We start from the raw sequence: 17,989 nt of genomic DNA on the forward strand, positions 1-17,989 counted from the left end.
CCGTATAATTTTCAATGCCTGATTCGATACCTATTATGGGAAATAAAGTCCAAATAGGAAAAATAGGTATCAGGCTTAACAGTGCATTAACTAAACTATACTTAGTGAACTGAAATGTCATTAAATTATATGAATATAAAGCAAGCTAGTAAAATATTGTAAGCTTTTGTGGTTCCAGGAGTGATTTGATGCTAGATAGCCACTTCGTTTTTTCAAACACTTTGAACTTTCTACTTTAAACTTTCCAACTGAACACCTACAGTCCCGAATAATAATCATATCCCTCCTCGGCCCAGTAATCGCGCGGGCGCTGGTTGCTGAAATTGATGGTACCAATGCGTTTCAGGTTTTTTATGCCGTATTTAACCGGGATAATGAGCCTTAATGGTTGCCCGTGCTTAAAGGGTATTGGTTCTGCATTAAGCTCGTAAGCCAGCAGGGTTTGCGGGTGTATGGCGCTGGACATATCGAGGCCAACGTAATACCCCTTATCAGGCGTTTCCATGCCTACATAGCCAAGCTGAGTTTGGTCCTGCAGACCGAAATGATTAATGAAATCAATAAACTTCACACCGCCCCAATATTGTATCTGGTCCCAGCCTTCCACACATTTAAAGCTGAACACCAGCTCGGTTTTAGGCAAGGATTTTATTTGATCGATGGTAAATTGCAGCTTTTCGCCGGTGCTTTTGTTTACATTTAAGCGCCAGGCATCCATATCAATTTTACTGTCGGAGCCTATATCCGTATTATGGCGCACGTTTTTAGCCGCCATTGATTTTGGATAGGTTTTAACCAGGTTATTATTGCTGAATATCCGCCTGAAAGCCAACTCCGTTTTATTGAGCGCCCGTCGTAAGGGAGCCCTTGTTCCGGCAGTAATGCCGGGAGTTTCCAATGGCGAATTATATAACCATCGCCATCCGCCAAAAGCAGCTCCGCCCAATACCGCGAATGTGGTAAAGGAAATAAAGTTGCGCCTGTTGATCTTTTGATCAATGGTGAGCTCTTTCTTCGGTTTTTTATTCTTTTGGACTGGCTTTTTCATCTTCGTCTTTTATTTCAACCACGGGTTGTGTTACCATTTTTGGCTGCTTATTTACTACCTCGAAACCTGAGATAACCGACCTGAAATTATTCCAGCCGGCTAATATTACCTGTACAATATGTATCACAAAGAAAAATACATAGCCCAATGTGAGGGCAAAATGTATGATCCTGGCAAAATGATAGCCGCCGCATATCCATGTCAAGTAATAAAACTGTACAGGTTTATAAATGGCCAGCCCGGTTATTACAGAGCCAATGCCCATAACAATAATGGCGGTATAGGCTATGCGTTGGGCGGCATTGTATTTGTTTTGCGGCGGCGCCATTTTACGGATATGCAAGTCATGTAGTACCACCAGGAAAGCTTCCTTAAATGATTTTTTCTGCGGAACGAGTTCCCGCCACTCTCCTGAGATCAGGGTATACAGGATATAAAATATCCCATTTAAAGTAAAGAACCACATAAACAGGAAATGCCATGCCATGCCCTCCGCTAAGCGACTGGGGATATGCAGCAGATTATAATACCAGTCGGGGAAAAAGCGCACAAAAGTATGGCCGAAGAGAGTGATACTATATTCGTCATTGGCCCAGTAGATGAACATTCCGCTCCATATCATAATGGTGAGTATAGGAAAGTTTACCCAATGGCACCACCGCATGGCTAATGAATGTTTCTCTTTAATTACTTTCATAATAATAAGTACGTGAAATTACCTGGAATGGTTCATCAAATGTTTGTTAAAACTCCGCTTTTGTAGCACCAATAATTGCCCCGGTTGAGGTGTTCTGTAAAAAGGCAACCAGTTCAGAGCCCTTTGCAGCAAAGCCTTTTGGCAAGATAATACTTTCTGTGCCGCTACTGTTTTTTAAACTCAGGCTCTGTAGTGAGCGAACGATTTGCACATGTGATAGGGTGTGCCCGGCATTTTCGCCACGCTCAACTTTTGTTTGAGCCGATTTTTGAACCACAGCAACTAATAGCGCAGTATTACTTATGTTCCCTTTTGTTTGATAGTTTAGGCTGGCTTTGTCCCCATCAACTTTAATATCGCTCAAAGTTATCCCGGCAACTGCATCTTTTTGCAGGTTTGCTTTTATGGCATTGCGCAGCGTACCTTCTTCCGATCCAACAAATTCTGTTTTACCATTAACAATTATTTGTGGGGTATAAACCTCGCTAAGGTTTAACCAGCTGGCATATTGGTTTTGTCTGTGCGAATAATCGGCACTACTGAAAACATCCTTCCAGCCCAACCGGTTCCAGTAATCAACATGGAAGGCCAATATGTAAATAGGTTTGTCATTACTTTCTTTTTGGATCTTTGCCACAACCGCATCAGCAGGCGGACAGCTTGAGCAGCCTTCAGATGTAAATAATTCAACTACGGCAAAACCTTTGCCATTATCAGTAATCTTTTTTGTATGCGCTTTACATACAACCGCGGTAACCGCTATTATGGTAACTGCTAGCCACCCTAAAGCCATATATCTTACAGAACTCATTATATCTAATTTAAATGTGAATTTTATTTTTAGACGATGGTACGGCAGATTCCTTACAATAAATTTAGTGTTTTTTTGTGGGATGGGAATAGTAGTCAATAATAGCCCCCCAATCAATGCTGTAAGGCATTAGGCAATCCCCTACTATGCAGATCGAATACCTATCCTATGGTATCGCTTGTCGCTAAGACGTCACTTTTTTCGCAAGTTGTTTGTTTTTTTAAGGCGCTCAAGAGGGCTCCGCCGTTTTGTCTTGATACAAAAAGTAACCAAAAAATCAAGACAACAAGGATGCTTCCCTGCTCCCTGCCGGTTCTTTACGCTTTTTTCGCTGTTCGGTACATTCGTACCTCACATCACACAAAAAGCTAAACCGGCATTCCCGCCTACGCTGGCCCGCCCTTGTTGTCAGGGCCCATGCTTTTTCTTTTTTTCTTCCCGTCAGTAGAACAGCTTCGGGCGAAATCAGGCAAAACGATGATGGCCTTGTGCGTGGCAGGGCATAGCAGATTTTTACAGAAGCGTAAAGGCTAAGTGCGTAGCAACAGCGGGGTAAAAATATAGCAGCCCAGGTTTTGTCTGATTTGCAGCGCAGAGGCCCTGTGCGGCAAAGAAGCCTTTCTAATGACTTGACTTTTTGTTTCTTTTGTGTCAAGACAAAAGAAATAGGCCTTAGCGGCTATGAGCGATACCATGCGGCTCACTTAGCGTATCTACACAGTCAGGGACTTTCCCAAAGCAAGTTCAGGACAGGCAATGCGCAATGACGCGTGGTGAAATTGGGGTTTTACTCTTCCTCTTTCTTCGGCAAATTTTTCATATTAAAGCGCGGCTTGTAAGCGGGCTTTGGGGCTGATTCTTCAGTAGATGCCGGTGTTTCTTCGGACTTTTCTGATGGCGCTGATTCGGTAGCGTCAACAGGCTTAGCCATGTTAGCCGCTTTAAATTTGGGTTTAAAACCTAATTTAGGTGCGGAAGGTGTTTCGGGCGCCTCCTCTTTTTTATCTTCCTCAGTCGGATTAGTTTCCGCAGGCTTTGGCGGCATATTAGCAGCCTTAAACTTAGGGGTGAAACCTAACTTTGGCGCAGGGGGTGCCTGTGTTTCTTCGCTTTTAGTTTCTTCAGGGGTTTCAGCAGGTTTTGGCATGCTGGCTGCTCTAAACTTCGGTGTAAAACCTAATTTCGGAGCCGGTGCAGGCTCTGCAGTCGTCTTGTTTTCTTCTGTTGGTTCAGTTTCCGCAGGTTTGGGAATACTTGCCGCTTTAAATTTGGGCGTAAAGCCTAATTTAGGTGCAGGTGTAGTTCCAGATGCTTCTGTAGCTTTATTTTCTTCAGGAGTTTCACCTGCAGGTTTTGGAGCCGATGTAGCTTTGAACTTCGGCACAAAACCTAATTTAGGCGCTAGTGAAGCATTTTCAACCAAACTTTCAGTAACTGTTTGCTCTGCTAAGGGGTTATCTATCTTTACTTTCTCAGTTTTTGCCTCAACAGCCAAAGGATAATCGTGCCTTAATTTATTGAACCAGTATTTTTTGGTGTGATCAAAGCTTTTTTCGCCCATTTGCTCATAGTGTGTTTTAAATTCAGAAAATAGCTCAGGCCTGCCCTTTTGCAGGGCATCCATGTCAACTCTTTTCTTCTTAAAAAACTCCTCGAACAACATTAATTTGAAAATTTGGTGATTTGAAAATTTGAAAATGAATGTGCATAATCTTCAAATCGGAATATCTGTATCCAGCTTATTAAAACGTATACCGCTGCCGGTTTGTTCCCAGTCTTCCAGTTCTTCTTCGGTAGCGTTCAGTAATTTCGGGAACCATTCCAGCGGGAATACCTGTTGCTTACCATCAGCTTTTTCAACAAAAAGCAAACCGTTGGCAAATGTTACCTTAACTTTTTTTTCCTGCTTGCGTGATGTGAATTGTGCCATTGGGTATTTCTTTATGTCATTGCGAGGAACGCAGCATTCCCAAACGATACAAGGCGGACCTGCTAATCGGGGATTGCTTCGTTCCTCGCAATGACGCTTGGATAAATCCGAAATCGAACATCCGAATTCCGAAATCTATTTATTCCGCCATATTATGGTAAACCGCCTGCACGTCGTCATCCTCTTCCAAACGGTCAATTAGTTTCATGATATCGGTAACCTGTTCTTCAGTTACCTCATGAAATGATTGCGGCACACGCTCCAGTTTGGCCGATTTTACTTCGATGCCAATCTCTTCCAGCATCTTTTGCATTTTGCCGAAATCTTCAAATGCGGTGTGAATTACCGCAATATCATTGCCCTCTTCATCCGCCTCCACAAAAAGATCTTCCAGGCCGGCATCAATCAGTTCAAATTCCAGTTCTTCCAGGTCGCGATTGCCGGGCTCAAATGTAAAAACAGATTTACGGGTAAAAATAAAATCAAGCGACCCGGTTTTACCTAATGAACCACCATATTTAGTAAAATAGCTGCGCACGTTAGCTACTGTACGGTTAATGTTGTCGGTAGCTGTTTCAACCAGTACGGCAACGCCGTAAGGCGCATAGCCTTCATATACCAGTTCTTCGTAATCTTTTTCATCCCTGCTGGTTGCTCTTTTTATAGCAGCTTCAACACGGTCCTTCGGCATATTTACTGCCTTGGAGTTTTGTACGGCAGTCCTGAGGCGCGAGTTGGTATTAATATCACCACCGCCTGCTTTAACGGCCATTACTATTTCCTTACCTAAACGGGTAAACTGTACGGCCATTTTGGCCCAACGCTTAAATTTTCTCTCTTTACGGAACTCAAATGCTCTTCCCATATCTTTTTAGTTCATGGTTTTAATGGCTCGCAGTTCATGGTAAAAACCATTGTTAACGAGCCGTTAAATATAATGTTTGTTTCAGAGATGTAGTAATCTTATTGCCTTTTTGCTTTTGCCTTTCAGCTTAAATGGTCTTTTTAAGGTTGGTAAGCATATCATTCGTTATTGCAGCAAGGTCATATTCTATATTCCAGCCCCAGTCTTTTTGCGCATAGCTATCGTCAATTGATTTTGGCCAGCTATCGGCAATGGCTTGTCGCGAGTCATTATCAGCATAGCTTATCTCAAACTCAGGCAATATTTTCTTTATCTCATCGGCCAGTTGTGCCGGGGTAAAGCTTACACCCGCCAGGTTATATGACGACCGTATGCTCAATTTCTCCGCAGGTGCATCCATTAGTGTTAATGTTGCACGTATGGCATCATCCATATACATCATGGGCAGGGCAGTATCCGCAGAAAGAAAGCTTTCATATTTGCCACTTTTTAATGCCTCGTGAAATATATGTACCGAGTAATCAGTTGTGCCACCGCCCGGTGCTGCCCGCCAGCCTATAAGGCCGGGGTAACGTATGCTGCGTACATCAAGCCCGTGTTTGTTAAAATAATATTCGCACCAGCGTTCGCCTGCCAGTTTGCTAAAGCCGTAAACGGTATTAGGGTCCATCACACAATATTGCGGTGTATTATAAACCGGTGAATGCGGCCCGAAAACAGCAATAGAGCTTGGCCAAAAAACCTTTGAAACCTTAAACTCAACAGACAGATCAAGCACTTGTATCAGGCCAATCATGTTTAAGTCCCAGGCTAATTTAGGCTTTTGTTCGCCTACGGCAGATAGTATAGCGGCGAGTAAATAGATTTGAGTAGGTTGATGTTTTGTAAATATCTGGTGCAGATTCTCCTTATCAAGTACGTTTACAAATTCAAAGGGCCCGGTATCTTTGATAGCTTTGGCAGGTTCATTAATATCAGAGGCGATTACCTGTTCTGATCCATGAATATTACGCAGAGAACTTACCAGTTCTGTCCCAATTTGGCCGTTGGCGCCAATTACTAATATCTTTTCGCTCATGCGGAGGTGCAGTTAAGCTGCAAAGGTAAAAATTTGAGCGAAATCAATTAATGTTTTACCGCACAAACGTTTGATTCAAAATTCCAGCTGTGCTATAAAAAAGACTATGCAAATGAGAAATAGTACAGCCAATACTGTAAATAGTGTCATTTGCCGTTGTGCACTCATAATATCAGGCACACGTCCGGTGCCTTTTAACTTATTGAATTGCTGCCTCTTTTTATAGGATAATATTAATAAAAAAAGAGGCAATAAGAGTAACAAATACGCCATGTAATAATTATTTTTAAATATAAAGCTAACTGGTTATAACACAGATAACGATGTTCATTACATTCATTAATTGTGTTAGTAATTGTTAAGTTTAATAAATGGTTACGCCAATATAAAATATTTATTTTAATAGATATGTATTTAAATAATAATACCCTATAGAACAACATTCGTGGTTAAATACTGACCATCAGGCATTAACCAAAATGAAATGTTGTTTAAGGAGGACAATATTTGTATACCGGATTGATAGAAATAATGGGCTTAAAAAATTAAAAAAAATCGCATATTTGTGGTTTAGTTTATTTATACATAACAATTTAAAAAAATGGAACCTCCGCAAGGAAGATTCATTACAAATCAAAAACAAATTATTAAAATGAAAATCGCAGTAGTAGGTGCCACAGGCTTAGTGGGCACCAAAATGTTGCAGGTTCTTGAAGAACGCAACTTCCCCGTAACAGAATTAATTCCGGTAGCTTCAGCTAAGAGTGTTGGTAAAGAGATCACTTTTAAGGGTAAGCAATACAAGGTAGTTTCTGTAGAGGATGCGATTAAGATGAAGCCTGATCTGGCCTTGTTTTCAGCGGGTGGCAGCACTTCATTGGAGCAGGCTCCGCTTTTTGCGGCAGCAGGTACTACCGTAGTTGATAATTCATCAGCATGGCGCATGGATCCAACCAAGAAACTGGTTGTGCCAGAGGTTAATGCTAACATATTAACTGCCGAAGATAAAATTATAGCTAATCCAAATTGCTCAACCATACAAATGGTAGTGGCCTTAAAACCATTGCACGATCGTTATAAAATTAAAAGGGTAGTGGTATCAACCTACCAATCAGTAACCGGTACAGGCGTTAAAGCTGTTGAGCAGTTATTTAACGAGCGTAAAGGTATTGACGGCCCTAAAGCATACCCGTACCAGATAGACCTGAACGTATTGCCTCATATTGATGTGTTTACCGAAAACGGTTATACTAAAGAGGAAATGAAGATGATTAAAGAAACCCAAAAAATAATGGGCGACGATAGCATCAAGGTTACAGCAACAACTGTACGTATCCCGGTTATGGGTGGCCACTCTGAATCGGTAAATATTGAATTTGCTGAGGATTTTGACCTGGCTGAAGTAAGAGCGATCTTAGAAAAAGCGCCAGGCATTATCGTAACTGATGATGTAGCTAACTTAAAATACCCAATGCCGCTTGACGCGCATGATAAGGACGAAGTATTTGTAGGCCGTCTGCGCCGTGATGAGAGCCAGGCCAATACTTTAAACTGCTGGATAGTAGCCGACAACCTGCGTAAAGGTGCCGCTACCAATGCCGTGCAGATAGCTGAGTATTTAGCTGCAAATCATTTGATAGGGCAGACTGTAGAAGCGTAAATCAATTATTGATTTACTGAATTATAGAATTATTGAATAGGGATGGTCGGGAGATTATCCCTATTTTTATTTTATTGGGGGCCCAAATCTTAACGCTTTTTCTTTGGCGGAGTCTCAGCGGCTTTCTCATCATTCTGCCTTTTCTCATTCCTGATAATAATAAAAGCGTATACCGCGGTAAATACTACACCCGAGAGCACTGCTTTTATAATGGCATCAGCATAGGCCTCTTTAAAAATGTAGGTGTTTGATAAAAATATCAGTACGGTATATACAAAATAAGCGATGATGAGTTTGCGGGCCATGCGTCAAATATAAAAACAAAAAACTTTTAAAAATTGAAAACATATTTTGGCATGTCTCTAAAAAACAAATTGTCATTCTGAGCAATAGCGAAGAATCTGTCCGGTGGTTAACCGATATAAAGATTCTTCGCTATTGCTCAGAATGACACTATGCAAAAAGCAGTTCTGCTTTTTTGTTGAATAGCCATTATCTTTACCCGATGCCAAAAAAGAAAGCTCTTATTATAGGTGCCGGGATAGCCGGGATAGCAACGGCTATCCGACTGGCGGTTAAGGGCCATAATGTGGAGGTTTTTGAGGCGAACACTTACCCCGGCGGTAAACTATCCGAATTTGAAAAGGACGGTTTTAGATTTGATGCAGGGCCGAGCCTGCTTACTATGCCGCAATATATTGATGAGCTTTTCACGCTGGCAGGAAAACAACCATCCGACTATTTCAACTACCAGAAGCTGGATGTGGTTTGCAATTATTTTTTTGAAAACGGCAGCCGTATAAAGGCTTATGCTGATGAGGGTAAATTTGCCACTGAAGTCTCGCGAGCAACAGGTGAGTCTGAAAAAGCTATCAAAAAATATGCGGAAAATAGTCGTAAAATATACAATATCACCAATCATGTGTTTTTAGAGCGATCATTGCATCAGCTCAAAACTTACTTGAATTGGAACGCGATAAAATCCATATTCAGCCTGCCTCAAATTGATGCCATGCGTACCATGCATAAGGCAAACACCAGCTTTTTTAATGATGAGCGTATGGTACAATTCTTCGACAGGTATGCTACCTACAATGGCTCAAACCCTTATGCTGCCCCCGCCACGCTGAATGTTATACCGCATATTGAACAGTATTTCGGCGCTTATTTCCCTGATGGGGGAATGTACAGCATTGTTAGTAGCCTCGTTAAACTGGCGGAATCATTGGGGGTGAGTTTTCATTATAATTCCCCTGTTGATGAGGCAGTTTTGGATAGGCAAAAGGTTAAGGGAATAAAGGTAAAAGGTGAATTGCATAAAGCTGATACCGTAGTTTCCAATATGGATGTTTGGTTCACTTATCACAAGCTATTGAAAGATCATCCCAAACTTCACCCTCAAAAAATATTGCGACAGGAGCGGAGCAGTTCGGCACTGATATTTTATTGGGGGGTCAGTAAGCAGTTCCCTGATCTCGATCTGCATAATATTTTTTTTAGTTCCGATTATAAAGCGGAGTTCGATCATGTCTGGCAGCAAAAGGATATTTATGATGACCCAACGGTTTATGTTAATATCAGCTCAAAGTATAAACCAGATGATGCACCTATGGGATGCGAAAATTGGTTTGTAATGATCAACGTGCCTGCAAATACCGGCCAGGATTGGGATAAGCTGATAGCAGATGCCCGTAAAAACATTATAGTTAAACTCAGTAAAAGTTTGGATGAGGATATTAGTCAGCTCATCATCAGCGAAACTATCCTCGACCCGCGAGGAATCGAGCATAAAACATCTTCATACCAGGGTTCTATTTATGGCACAAGTTCAAACAGTCAATTTGCAGCATTTTTGAGGCATTCTAACAAATCATCAAAAATTGATGGTTTGTATTTTTGCGGTGGGAGTGTGCATCCGGGTGGTGGGATACCGCTTTGTTTGCTATCAGCTAAAATTGTGAGTGATTGGGTAACGTGACAGTTACAAACTGTCATTATCACTGGTTTCAGTTATAAACTGAAACCAGTATAGGGAAACCAGTGTGGTGCTGCCATTTAAAAACTGTTATCTACTAACATGCTTTTGGTGAGATCGGCTATAACATTGTTTACAATTGTATTTAACGCCTGGAAACGTTGCTTCAAATCCGGCACTTTTAAAACAGCGGCATTAGCTAAGGTATACGACTTTGAGCTGATGAGCGCGAACATCAGGTTGTCTACCGGTGTATACGTGTTACCGAGCACATCCTGGATATTATAAATACGTATCCTGTATTTATTGTCTTTGCAATCTACTTGCAGCGTAAAATTATAGGTGATGTTACCATAATAAGTGTCCCAAAGAACTTTATCGGTCACAACAACAGTATAAGATTTTACCCTGCCTACAACCCGCGATAAAACCGGGTCTACCAATTGCAGCTGGGTATCTTGCACATAAGGATGAGTTTCTGCAAACCAAAGCCCGGCATTGCTATAGAGCAGATTTTTAGGAGCCGTTGGTACATCGAACACCTTTTCATAAACAACGGTATTATTAACAAATGGAACGTTTAAACCGACGGTATCTTTTTGTGCGAAGGCGCTTTTAACGAAAATAATAAGCGCCAGAACGAGTAGCTTTTTCATGGTGATAAAGTATTAAGTTGAATAATATTTATTGGTAAGATATTGCAGAAATGCGAAAAGTTTAGCAACATTTCGCTTACAAACGACATTACTTCATAGCGCTTTGATAATGAGAATGTTAGTTTGTGGTGTAATGAAAATTATACATTACTACTCCCTAAGCCTCCCTGCGCCTGGCTTCAGTTTGCAAAGAAGCCTATTGATCAAAGAAAGTTTGAAACTTTCTTACTCCTCAATCAACTCCACCTCAGCAACCGGACTAAACAAATAGATCCGCTTACTTTTCACTTCCGTGCATTTGTAACGTTTGCGCAGCTTTTCATCCTTGCGGAAAATACGGCCATCCTTTAATTTAAACAGGGCTTTAAGCGGTAGCTTCTCGACGGTATAAACGTCTTCTTTGGGCGCATCATATTGGCGCAATGCCCGGTATAACGACAGATCGGAGCAACTGGATGCTGCTGGATTATTTAAATAGTTGGTGATGCTATGCTTTATGTCCGGCGGGAAAACATCCTTTTCAAAGAAAGGTTGCATCATTTTTTTGAAATTGTTTTTCCATTCAGTGCCGTGCGGTTTGGCTTTGTGCTTATGCTCGTTCCAGGTATGCAAATGTGCAAATTCGTGTACGGTGGTTACCAGGAATGCGTATGGATTTAAATCGAAATTAACGGAGATGCGATGCCCCTTGTCGCCATGCGGCGCACGATAATCACCAAATTTGGTGTTGCGGTTGCGTGAAATTTTAAACTCACATTTAAAGTAATCAATCCAGCGGCCGATCAGGGGAGCAGCCTCAGGCGGAAGATACTTTTCTAAAACTTTTACTTTATCCAATTTCTACCTCTATTACAAATATAGGTGTTTTAGGCTGAAAGGTAAAAGGCTAAAACTGAAAGGCGAACGTGCTCATGTAAGATTTTACAAGCTAACGATAAAAGAAAAGCTTTGGACTTTCTGCCTTGCGCTTTCAGCTCTACTTCAAAACATGATAAGCTATGAAGCTAGCCAGGTAAGCCAGCGCTGTCATATAGGCGAACTGATAGGCGGGCCAGCGCCAGTTTTTGGTTTCGCGATATACTACCGCTACCGTACTTGCACATTGCATGGCAAAGGCATAGAACATCATGAGTGAAAAGGCGACAGCGAGGGTAAACACGGGCTGCCCGGTATTAGGGTTTTTGGCCTGGTGCATTTTTTCATATACCGACTCCATTTTTTCGGCGCTGCCGTTTACACTATAGATAGTAGCCATAGTGCCCACAAATACTTCGCGGGCAGCAAAGGAGGTAATCAAGGCGATGCCTATTTTCCAGTCGAATCCTAACGGACGGATAACTGGCTCAATGGAATGGCCCAATACCCCGGCATAAGAGTTTTCTAATTTTGCTGACGCGATGGTTCTGCTCAAACTATCGGCGCTCATATGCTGTGCGTATTGCGGCTGACTATATTGCTTGTCGATCTTTGCAAACCTGTCGCCCGGGCCATAAGAGGCCATTACCCATAATATTACAGATACAGCTATAATTACCTTTCCCGCCTGCAAAACAAATGCTTTGGATCGCTCATACATGGAGTATAATACGTTATTCCAGCGAGGCATGCGATAAACAGGTAACTCCATAATAAAGTAGCCGCGTTCCTTGGCTTTTAATATAAATTTAAACACCCATGCTACCACAATGGCTGATATCAGGCTGAAAACATACATCCCTGTTAAAGCCAAACCTTGCAGGTTAAATAGCCACCAAACATTACGGTTAGGTACAACCAGCGCTATAAGTAAAGTATAAACAGGCAAACGGGCCGAACAGGTTACCAGTGGGGTAACCATTATGGTGATCATTCTGTCTTTCCAGTTCTCAATGGTGCGGGTGCTCATGATGGAAGGTACGGCGCAGGCGAAACCACCAATAAGAGGTACAACTGATTTTCCATTAAGGCCTACCTTGCGCATCAGCTTATCCATCATAAATGTAACGCGCGACATGTAGCCGGTATCTTCCAATATGGAAATAAAGGCGAACAGGATAGCGATCTGCGGAATGAATACCATTACGCCGCTTAGTCCGGCTATCACACCATCAACCAGTAAACTGGTAAGCGGCCCGGCAGGCAGAACATGGTGCAATGAATCCTGGATCCATACAAAGGCATCGGCTATTAATGACATTGGGTATGACGACCAGGAGAATATCGCCTGAAACATGAACATCAATACCGCGAAAAATATGATGAAGCCAAATACTTTATGCGTTAATACCTTATCAATTTTATTGCTGACGGTTTCTTCATGAGCAGTAACGGGTTTACTTACCGTATCATAAAGCAGGTCATTAATAAAACTATAACGGGCAATGGTTTCAGCCCCCTGTGCTTTTTGTGAGTTGAAAGAAAACTCTTTTTCAAGTTCTTCAACACGGTTACTTTGCTCGGGGGTTAAAAATGTTAAGGTTTCATGCTGATGGGCAAGCTGCAGGGCAAGGTATGGATTGTCAATATTTAACTCCCTGCCAATGCTTTCAACCAGTTCGGGAGCGATGGAGGCAACATCAATGCTGTCTTCCTGCAAAGCAATTTTATTGGCGTATGATATAGCATTTTTAAGCCCATCAATGCCATCAACTTTTCTGGCCGAAATGGGTACTACAGGAACGCCAAGCTTTTTGGCAAACAGATTAACATCAATATTGATATCTGCTTTCTTTGCCAGGTCCATCATGTTGAGGGCAATAACAACGGGTATCTTAAGGTCGGCGACCTGCGAGTAGAGCAGTAAATTTCTTTTAAGGTTTGATGCATCGAGGATCACAACCACCAGATCGGGGCTATGCGGGTTCGACCTATCAGCCAAAACAGAAAAAACGATAGATTCGTCCTGACTTTTTGGGTAGATGCTATAAGTACCGGGAAGATCAATGATTTCGGCGCGGCGGCCATCAGGCAAAGTGCAGTAACCTACCTTTTTATCAACGGTAACTCCGGGAAAATTTCCTATTTTCTGATTTAAACCGGTAAGAACATTAAAGAGCGTTGATTTACCGGTGTTGGGATTTCCTACAAGCGCAACTCTTATATCAGCTTTCAATTGCTAAAAAAACTACTGCAAAACAATGGTATATGCTTCGCGTTTGCGCAAGCTTAACTGATAACCTGAAACTTTAATGGCAATTGGATCGCCAAGCGGGGCAATACGTTCAACCTTTATCTCTTCACCGGGTAAACAACCCATTTCCATTAGCTTTACCGACATTTCCAGATCAGTAAACTCCTTTACGATCCCTTTTTCGCCTACTTCAAGTTGTGACAGCCTCATGTTTATTATCTAATACCTAAGCAAATGTACGCTTATTTAAATTAAATCCAAATAAGGGTAAATAATTTACATGAATGTGATTTGGGGGTATTATCTATAATTCTTTCTAAGCGTCATTGCGAGGAACGAAGCAATCCCCTACTGTGCAGAGCGGCTTCCTTATCGCATGAAGCCGCTCATAGCCGCGGAGGCTTAGTCCTTTTGTCTTCGTCACAAAAGGACCAAAAAGGCTAGTCAGCCGGAATGCTTCTTTGCGCTCATGGCCTTTACCCCTGCAAAACGGACAGAACCTGGGCTGGAATCTTTTGCCCTGCTTCGCACACTCCTAGCCTTTACGCTTCTGCAAAATTTCCTTATGCCCTGCAACCACACAAGGCCACCATAGTTCTGTCCGTTTTCACCCGAAGCTTCCCGGCTGACGAAGAACAGGCATTATTTTTAACCAATGAATCAAAAAAGCGTGGGCTCTGACAACAAGGGCGGGCCAGCGTAGAGGCGGGAATGCCGGTTTAGCTTTTTGTGTGATGTGAGAATACGAAGTATCGAACAGCGAAAAAAGCGTGAAGAACCGGCAGGGCGGGCGGAAGCATCCTTGTTGTCTTGATTTTTTGCTACCTTTTGTATCAAGACAAAAGTAGTAGCCTCCGCGGCAATGAGCGGCTGCGCAAGACAAGTCTACGATAAGCATAACCGCTCTGCACAGTAAGGGATTGCTTCGTTCCTCGCAACGACGCTCGGAGAAAGATCCTCTTTTCGTCTACGATTGTATATAACTCTTCAAATGCTCAATCGTTTCCAAATGCGATAAAATGGTTTCGGTAACCAGGTCATTGATAGAAATAATACCCGATAACTGATCCGAAACAAATACCGGTAAATAGCGGATATTGGTTTCACTCATAATATGCATACAGGTTTCTATCGAGCTTTCAGGTACGATGCGTGGCAGGCCGGTGCTCATAATTTCGCGTACCGGGGTTTCATGTGATGATTTGCCATGCAGTATCACCTTGCGGGCATAGTCTCTTTCAGTAAGCAGGCCCAGGTATTCGCCATCTTCCATTATAACTACTGAGCCTATATTTCTATCGGCCATCAGCTTCAACGCATCTAAAACAGTGGTATCTGCACTAATTGTGACAACACTGACACCTTTACGGTTAAGGATATCCGAAACTTTTTTCATAATCTACAGGCAATCATTTGGTTAATAGTGGTTATACCAAATATACAAAATCAATAAAGCAAAATGAAAAAAATACAATAACAGATGTTTATTAAAATCGTAATAAGATTAATACAAATAGGTTAATCGTTTTTGCAAGATTTTTTTTAACTATGTGCAGACATAAAAAAGCAATACATTTATACTCCCAATTATATTGTTCTAAACATTTAACTAATGAAAAAAATCTTTCTGATTACTGCAGCAATGGCCGCACTATCTTCTCCGCTTTTAGCGCAAACAAAAAACACTTTATCTGCCTCCGAAAAAAAAGACGGTTATACCCTGCTTTTTGATGGCAAAACCACTGATGGCTGGCACACCTACCTGGGCAAGGATGCCGGGGCATGGCACGTTACTAGTGGCGCATTACAACTAGATACCGCGGCTAAAGGCCAGGCAGACTTGCTAACCGATAAGGAATACACAAATTTTGAATTAAAACTCGACTGGAAAATACCTGTTGGCGGTAATAGCGGCGTTATTTTTGATATCCATGAAGACCCGCAATTTGCATATACTTTCTTAACCGGCATTGAAATGCAGGTACTTGATGACAAGGGTGCTGAAGATAACAAAAAGGCAAACCACCTGGCCGGTTCATTATATGACTTGATGGCTCCTGCACACCCGGCAAAACCTGCTGGCGAATGGAACTCCATCATCATCCGTAAACTAAACAATCACCTTACTTTTTACATGAACGGCCAAAAAGTTGTGGAGACACAAATTGGCAGCAAAGAGTGGAATGATCTGCTCCAGCAAAGTAAGTTTAAAACATGGAAAGCATTTGCCACTTATTCAACGGGGCACATCTCGCTGCAGGCACATGGCGCGGCAGTAGCTTTCCGTAACATCCGGATAAAACAATTGTAATTTTTACTATTATTTGCTGGAATAACAATTTCCTTCAATATATTTAGCATCAATCCATTTATTCCATTTTCCATCTTATTTAAAGTAATTTAAGTACATACATATACGTATGAGCGATTTGCAAATCAAGAAATCATCAACCACCTACGATGCAGTAATTGTAGGTTCGGGTGCAGGCGGCGGCATGGCCGGCTATGTTTTAGCCCATGCAGGTTTAAAAGTATTAATGCTGGAAGCGGGCCCGTTCTTCGACCCGCAGAAAAATTCGGCGCAGTTAAAGTTCTCATGGGAATCACCACGACGCGGTGCAAGCACCGACTCCCGTAATTTTGGCGATTTTGATGCAGCCTTCGGCGGATGGAGTTTGGAGGGCGAGCCCTATACCACAAAGGATAATACAGACTTTCAATGGTTCCGCTCGCGTATGCTGGGTGGCCGTACCAATCACTGGGGGCGTATTTCATTACGTATGGGTCCGCATGATTTTCAGCCAAAAGACGGGCTGACTGAAAAATGGCCCATCACTTATGATGACATGAAACCTTTTTATGATAAGGTTGACCGCTTGATAGGCGTATTCGGCACGGTTGAGGGCTTGGAAAACGAACCGGATGGTATCTTTTTACCTCCACCAAAACCACGACTAAATGAACTATATATTAAAGCCGGTGCTAAAAAGGCCGGTGTTACTGTAATTGCAGGCCGCGGCTCGGTTTTAACCGAAGCGTTGCCGGGTAATAAAGACCGTGGCGCTTGTTTCTTTTGCGGACAATGTAACCGCAGCTGTAAAATTTATGGTGATTTCTCATCATCATCATGCCTGGTTATCCCGGCCATGAAAACGGGCAATTTAACGGTGATCTCCAACGCCATGGTGCGCGAAGTGTTAACGAATAAGGAAGGTACAGCCACCGGCGTATCTTATATCAGTAAAGATGATATGCAGGAGTACCAGGTAAACGGCAAGATAGTTATTCTTGGTGCCAGTGCCTGCGAATCTGCTCGTTTGTTGCTTAACTCTAAATCAGCGGCACATCCCGGTGGCTTGGCTAACAGCAGCGGTATAGTGGGTAAATACCTGCATGATTCAACCGGCTCAGGGGCCAGCGGCTGGTTGCCGCAACTAATCGACCGCAAACGTTATAATGAGGATGGTGTGGGCAGCGTTCACATCTATTCGCCATGGTGGCTTGATAATAAGAAACTGGATTTCCCGCGTGGATACCATATTGAGTACGGCGGCGGGCTGCACATGCCAGGTTACGGCTTTGGTGGCGGCATACAGCAAATGAACGGCATGATACCTGGCCGCGATGGTAAAATGAAAGAAGCCGGAGGTTTTGGCGTAGGATTAAAAGACGATTACCGTCGTTTTTATGGCGTTAACGTAGGCATGGCCGGTCGTGGTACCGCAATAGCCCGCGAGGATAATTATTGCGAGATAGACCCTGATGTGGTTGATAAATTTGGTATCCCGGTACTGCGCTTTCATTACAAGTGGGCTCCGGAAGAAATCAAACAAGCCAAGCACATGCAGGATACCTTTCAGGAGATCCTGCACCACATGGGCGCCATTGCTGATGCTCCTGCGGGTAAAGATACCAATTACGGACTGGAAGCACCAGGCGTTATTATACACGAAGTAGGTACCGTACGCATGGGCGATGATCCTAAAAAATCAGCACTGAATAAATACTGCCAGGCGCATGACTGCAACAACTTATTTGTGGTTGATGCTGCGCCATTTGTACAGCAGGGCGATAAAAATGCCACATGGACCATCCTTGCGCTATCCATGCGCACCGCGGAATATATTTTATCTCAAAGAAAAAAATTAAACGTTTAGCAT

General features: G+C 42.5%; 17 protein-coding genes. 4 read left to right on the plus strand and 13 right to left on the minus strand.

Going from position 1 to position 17,989, the window contains the following annotated elements; translation table 11 throughout:
* Positions 1-256: 256 nt before the first annotated feature.
* The 7 genes from BLU33_RS20640 to BLU33_RS20670 all read right to left on the minus strand — a co-directional run bounded on the left by BLU33_RS20640 (position 257) and on the right by BLU33_RS20670 (position 6,429).
* Positions 257-1,048 (minus strand): molybdopterin-dependent oxidoreductase, encoded by a 792-nt coding sequence (locus BLU33_RS20640; RefSeq protein ID WP_091377679.1) that lies wholly within the window; start codon positions 1,046-1,048, stop codon positions 257-259.
* The gene (locus tag BLU33_RS20645) at positions 1,023-1,745 is read right to left on the minus strand and encodes a cytochrome b/b6 domain-containing protein (RefSeq protein ID WP_172829277.1); all 723 of its coding nucleotides are present in this window, start codon (positions 1,743-1,745) and stop codon (positions 1,023-1,025) included. Before BLU33_RS20645 ends, BLU33_RS20640 begins: the two co-directional genes overlap by 26 nt.
* A gap of 46 nt (positions 1,746-1,791) precedes the next feature.
* Positions 1,792-2,556 (minus strand): DUF1223 domain-containing protein, encoded by a 765-nt coding sequence (locus BLU33_RS20650; protein WP_091377680.1) that lies wholly within the window; start codon positions 2,554-2,556, stop codon positions 1,792-1,794.
* Between the two features lie 787 nt (positions 2,557-3,343).
* Positions 3,344-4,219 carry a hypothetical protein gene (locus BLU33_RS20655; RefSeq protein WP_157682284.1) on the minus strand — a complete coding sequence of 292 codons (876 nt, stop codon included), beginning with the start codon at positions 4,217-4,219 and terminating at the stop codon, positions 3,344-3,346.
* 51 nt (positions 4,220-4,270) lie between these two features.
* Positions 4,271-4,486 (minus strand): DUF2442 domain-containing protein, encoded by a 216-nt coding sequence (locus BLU33_RS20660; protein ID WP_091377685.1) that lies wholly within the window; start codon positions 4,484-4,486, stop codon positions 4,271-4,273.
* Positions 4,487-4,625: 139 nt separating this feature from the next.
* Positions 4,626-5,351 carry a YebC/PmpR family DNA-binding transcriptional regulator gene (locus BLU33_RS20665; RefSeq protein WP_091377687.1) on the minus strand — a complete coding sequence of 242 codons (726 nt, stop codon included), beginning with the start codon at positions 5,349-5,351 and terminating at the stop codon, positions 4,626-4,628.
* 127 nt (positions 5,352-5,478) lie between these two features.
* A complete protein-coding gene (locus BLU33_RS20670; protein ID WP_091377689.1) occupies positions 5,479-6,429 on the minus strand; it encodes an NAD-dependent epimerase/dehydratase family protein in 951 nt (316 codons plus the stop codon).
* Between the two features lie 652 nt (positions 6,430-7,081).
* Here BLU33_RS20670 and BLU33_RS20680 point away from each other — a divergent pair.
* Positions 7,082-8,089, plus strand: coding sequence for an aspartate-semialdehyde dehydrogenase (locus BLU33_RS20680; RefSeq protein WP_091380849.1), 1,008 nt, complete (start codon positions 7,082-7,084; stop codon positions 8,087-8,089).
* 89 nt (positions 8,090-8,178) lie between these two features.
* Here the strand turns inward: BLU33_RS20680 and BLU33_RS20685 are convergent, their stop codons facing one another.
* Entirely contained in the window at positions 8,179-8,394 is a 216-nt protein-coding gene (locus BLU33_RS20685; protein ID WP_091377694.1) for a hypothetical protein, read from the minus strand.
* Positions 8,395-8,594: 200 nt separating this feature from the next.
* Between BLU33_RS20685 and crtD the strand changes: the two genes are divergently transcribed.
* Positions 8,595-10,067: a 1-hydroxycarotenoid 3,4-desaturase CrtD gene (gene crtD / locus BLU33_RS20690; RefSeq protein ID WP_091377696.1), complete on the plus strand. Its 1,473-nt coding sequence runs from the start codon at positions 8,595-8,597 to the stop codon at positions 10,065-10,067.
* A gap of 77 nt (positions 10,068-10,144) precedes the next feature.
* On the opposite strand, the gene BLU33_RS20695 is transcribed toward crtD, so the two are convergent.
* The 5 genes from BLU33_RS20695 to BLU33_RS20715 all read right to left on the minus strand — a co-directional run bounded on the left by BLU33_RS20695 (position 10,145) and on the right by BLU33_RS20715 (position 15,225).
* Positions 10,145-10,720, minus strand: coding sequence for a DUF4468 domain-containing protein (locus BLU33_RS20695; RefSeq protein WP_091377699.1), 576 nt, complete (start codon positions 10,718-10,720; stop codon positions 10,145-10,147).
* 225 nt (positions 10,721-10,945) lie between these two features.
* Entirely contained in the window at positions 10,946-11,557 is a 612-nt protein-coding gene (locus BLU33_RS20700) for a SprT-like domain-containing protein (RefSeq protein WP_091377701.1), read from the minus strand.
* A 139-nt stretch (positions 11,558-11,696) separates the two neighbouring features.
* Positions 11,697-13,811, minus strand: coding sequence for a ferrous iron transport protein B (feoB, locus tag BLU33_RS20705; RefSeq protein WP_091377703.1), 2,115 nt, complete (start codon positions 13,809-13,811; stop codon positions 11,697-11,699).
* Between the two features lie 12 nt (positions 13,812-13,823).
* Entirely contained in the window at positions 13,824-14,039 is a 216-nt protein-coding gene (locus BLU33_RS20710) for a FeoA family protein (protein ID WP_091377706.1), read from the minus strand.
* A gap of 757 nt (positions 14,040-14,796) precedes the next feature.
* Entirely contained in the window at positions 14,797-15,225 is a 429-nt protein-coding gene (locus tag BLU33_RS20715; RefSeq protein WP_091377708.1) for a CBS domain-containing protein, read from the minus strand.
* Between the two features lie 216 nt (positions 15,226-15,441).
* Here BLU33_RS20715 and BLU33_RS20720 point away from each other — a divergent pair, with 216 nt between their 5' ends.
* Positions 15,442-16,140 carry a 3-keto-disaccharide hydrolase gene (locus tag BLU33_RS20720; protein ID WP_091377711.1) on the plus strand — a complete coding sequence of 233 codons (699 nt, stop codon included), beginning with the start codon at positions 15,442-15,444 and terminating at the stop codon, positions 16,138-16,140.
* 109 nt (positions 16,141-16,249) lie between these two features.
* The gene (locus BLU33_RS20725) at positions 16,250-17,986 is read left to right on the plus strand and encodes a GMC oxidoreductase (RefSeq protein WP_091377713.1); all 1,737 of its coding nucleotides are present in this window, start codon (positions 16,250-16,252) and stop codon (positions 17,984-17,986) included.
* Positions 17,987-17,989: the final 3 nt, after the last annotated feature.

Origin of the sequence: Mucilaginibacter mallensis (assembly GCF_900105165.1) — a bacterium.
GTDB lineage: Bacteria > Bacteroidota > Bacteroidia > Sphingobacteriales > Sphingobacteriaceae > Mucilaginibacter > Mucilaginibacter mallensis.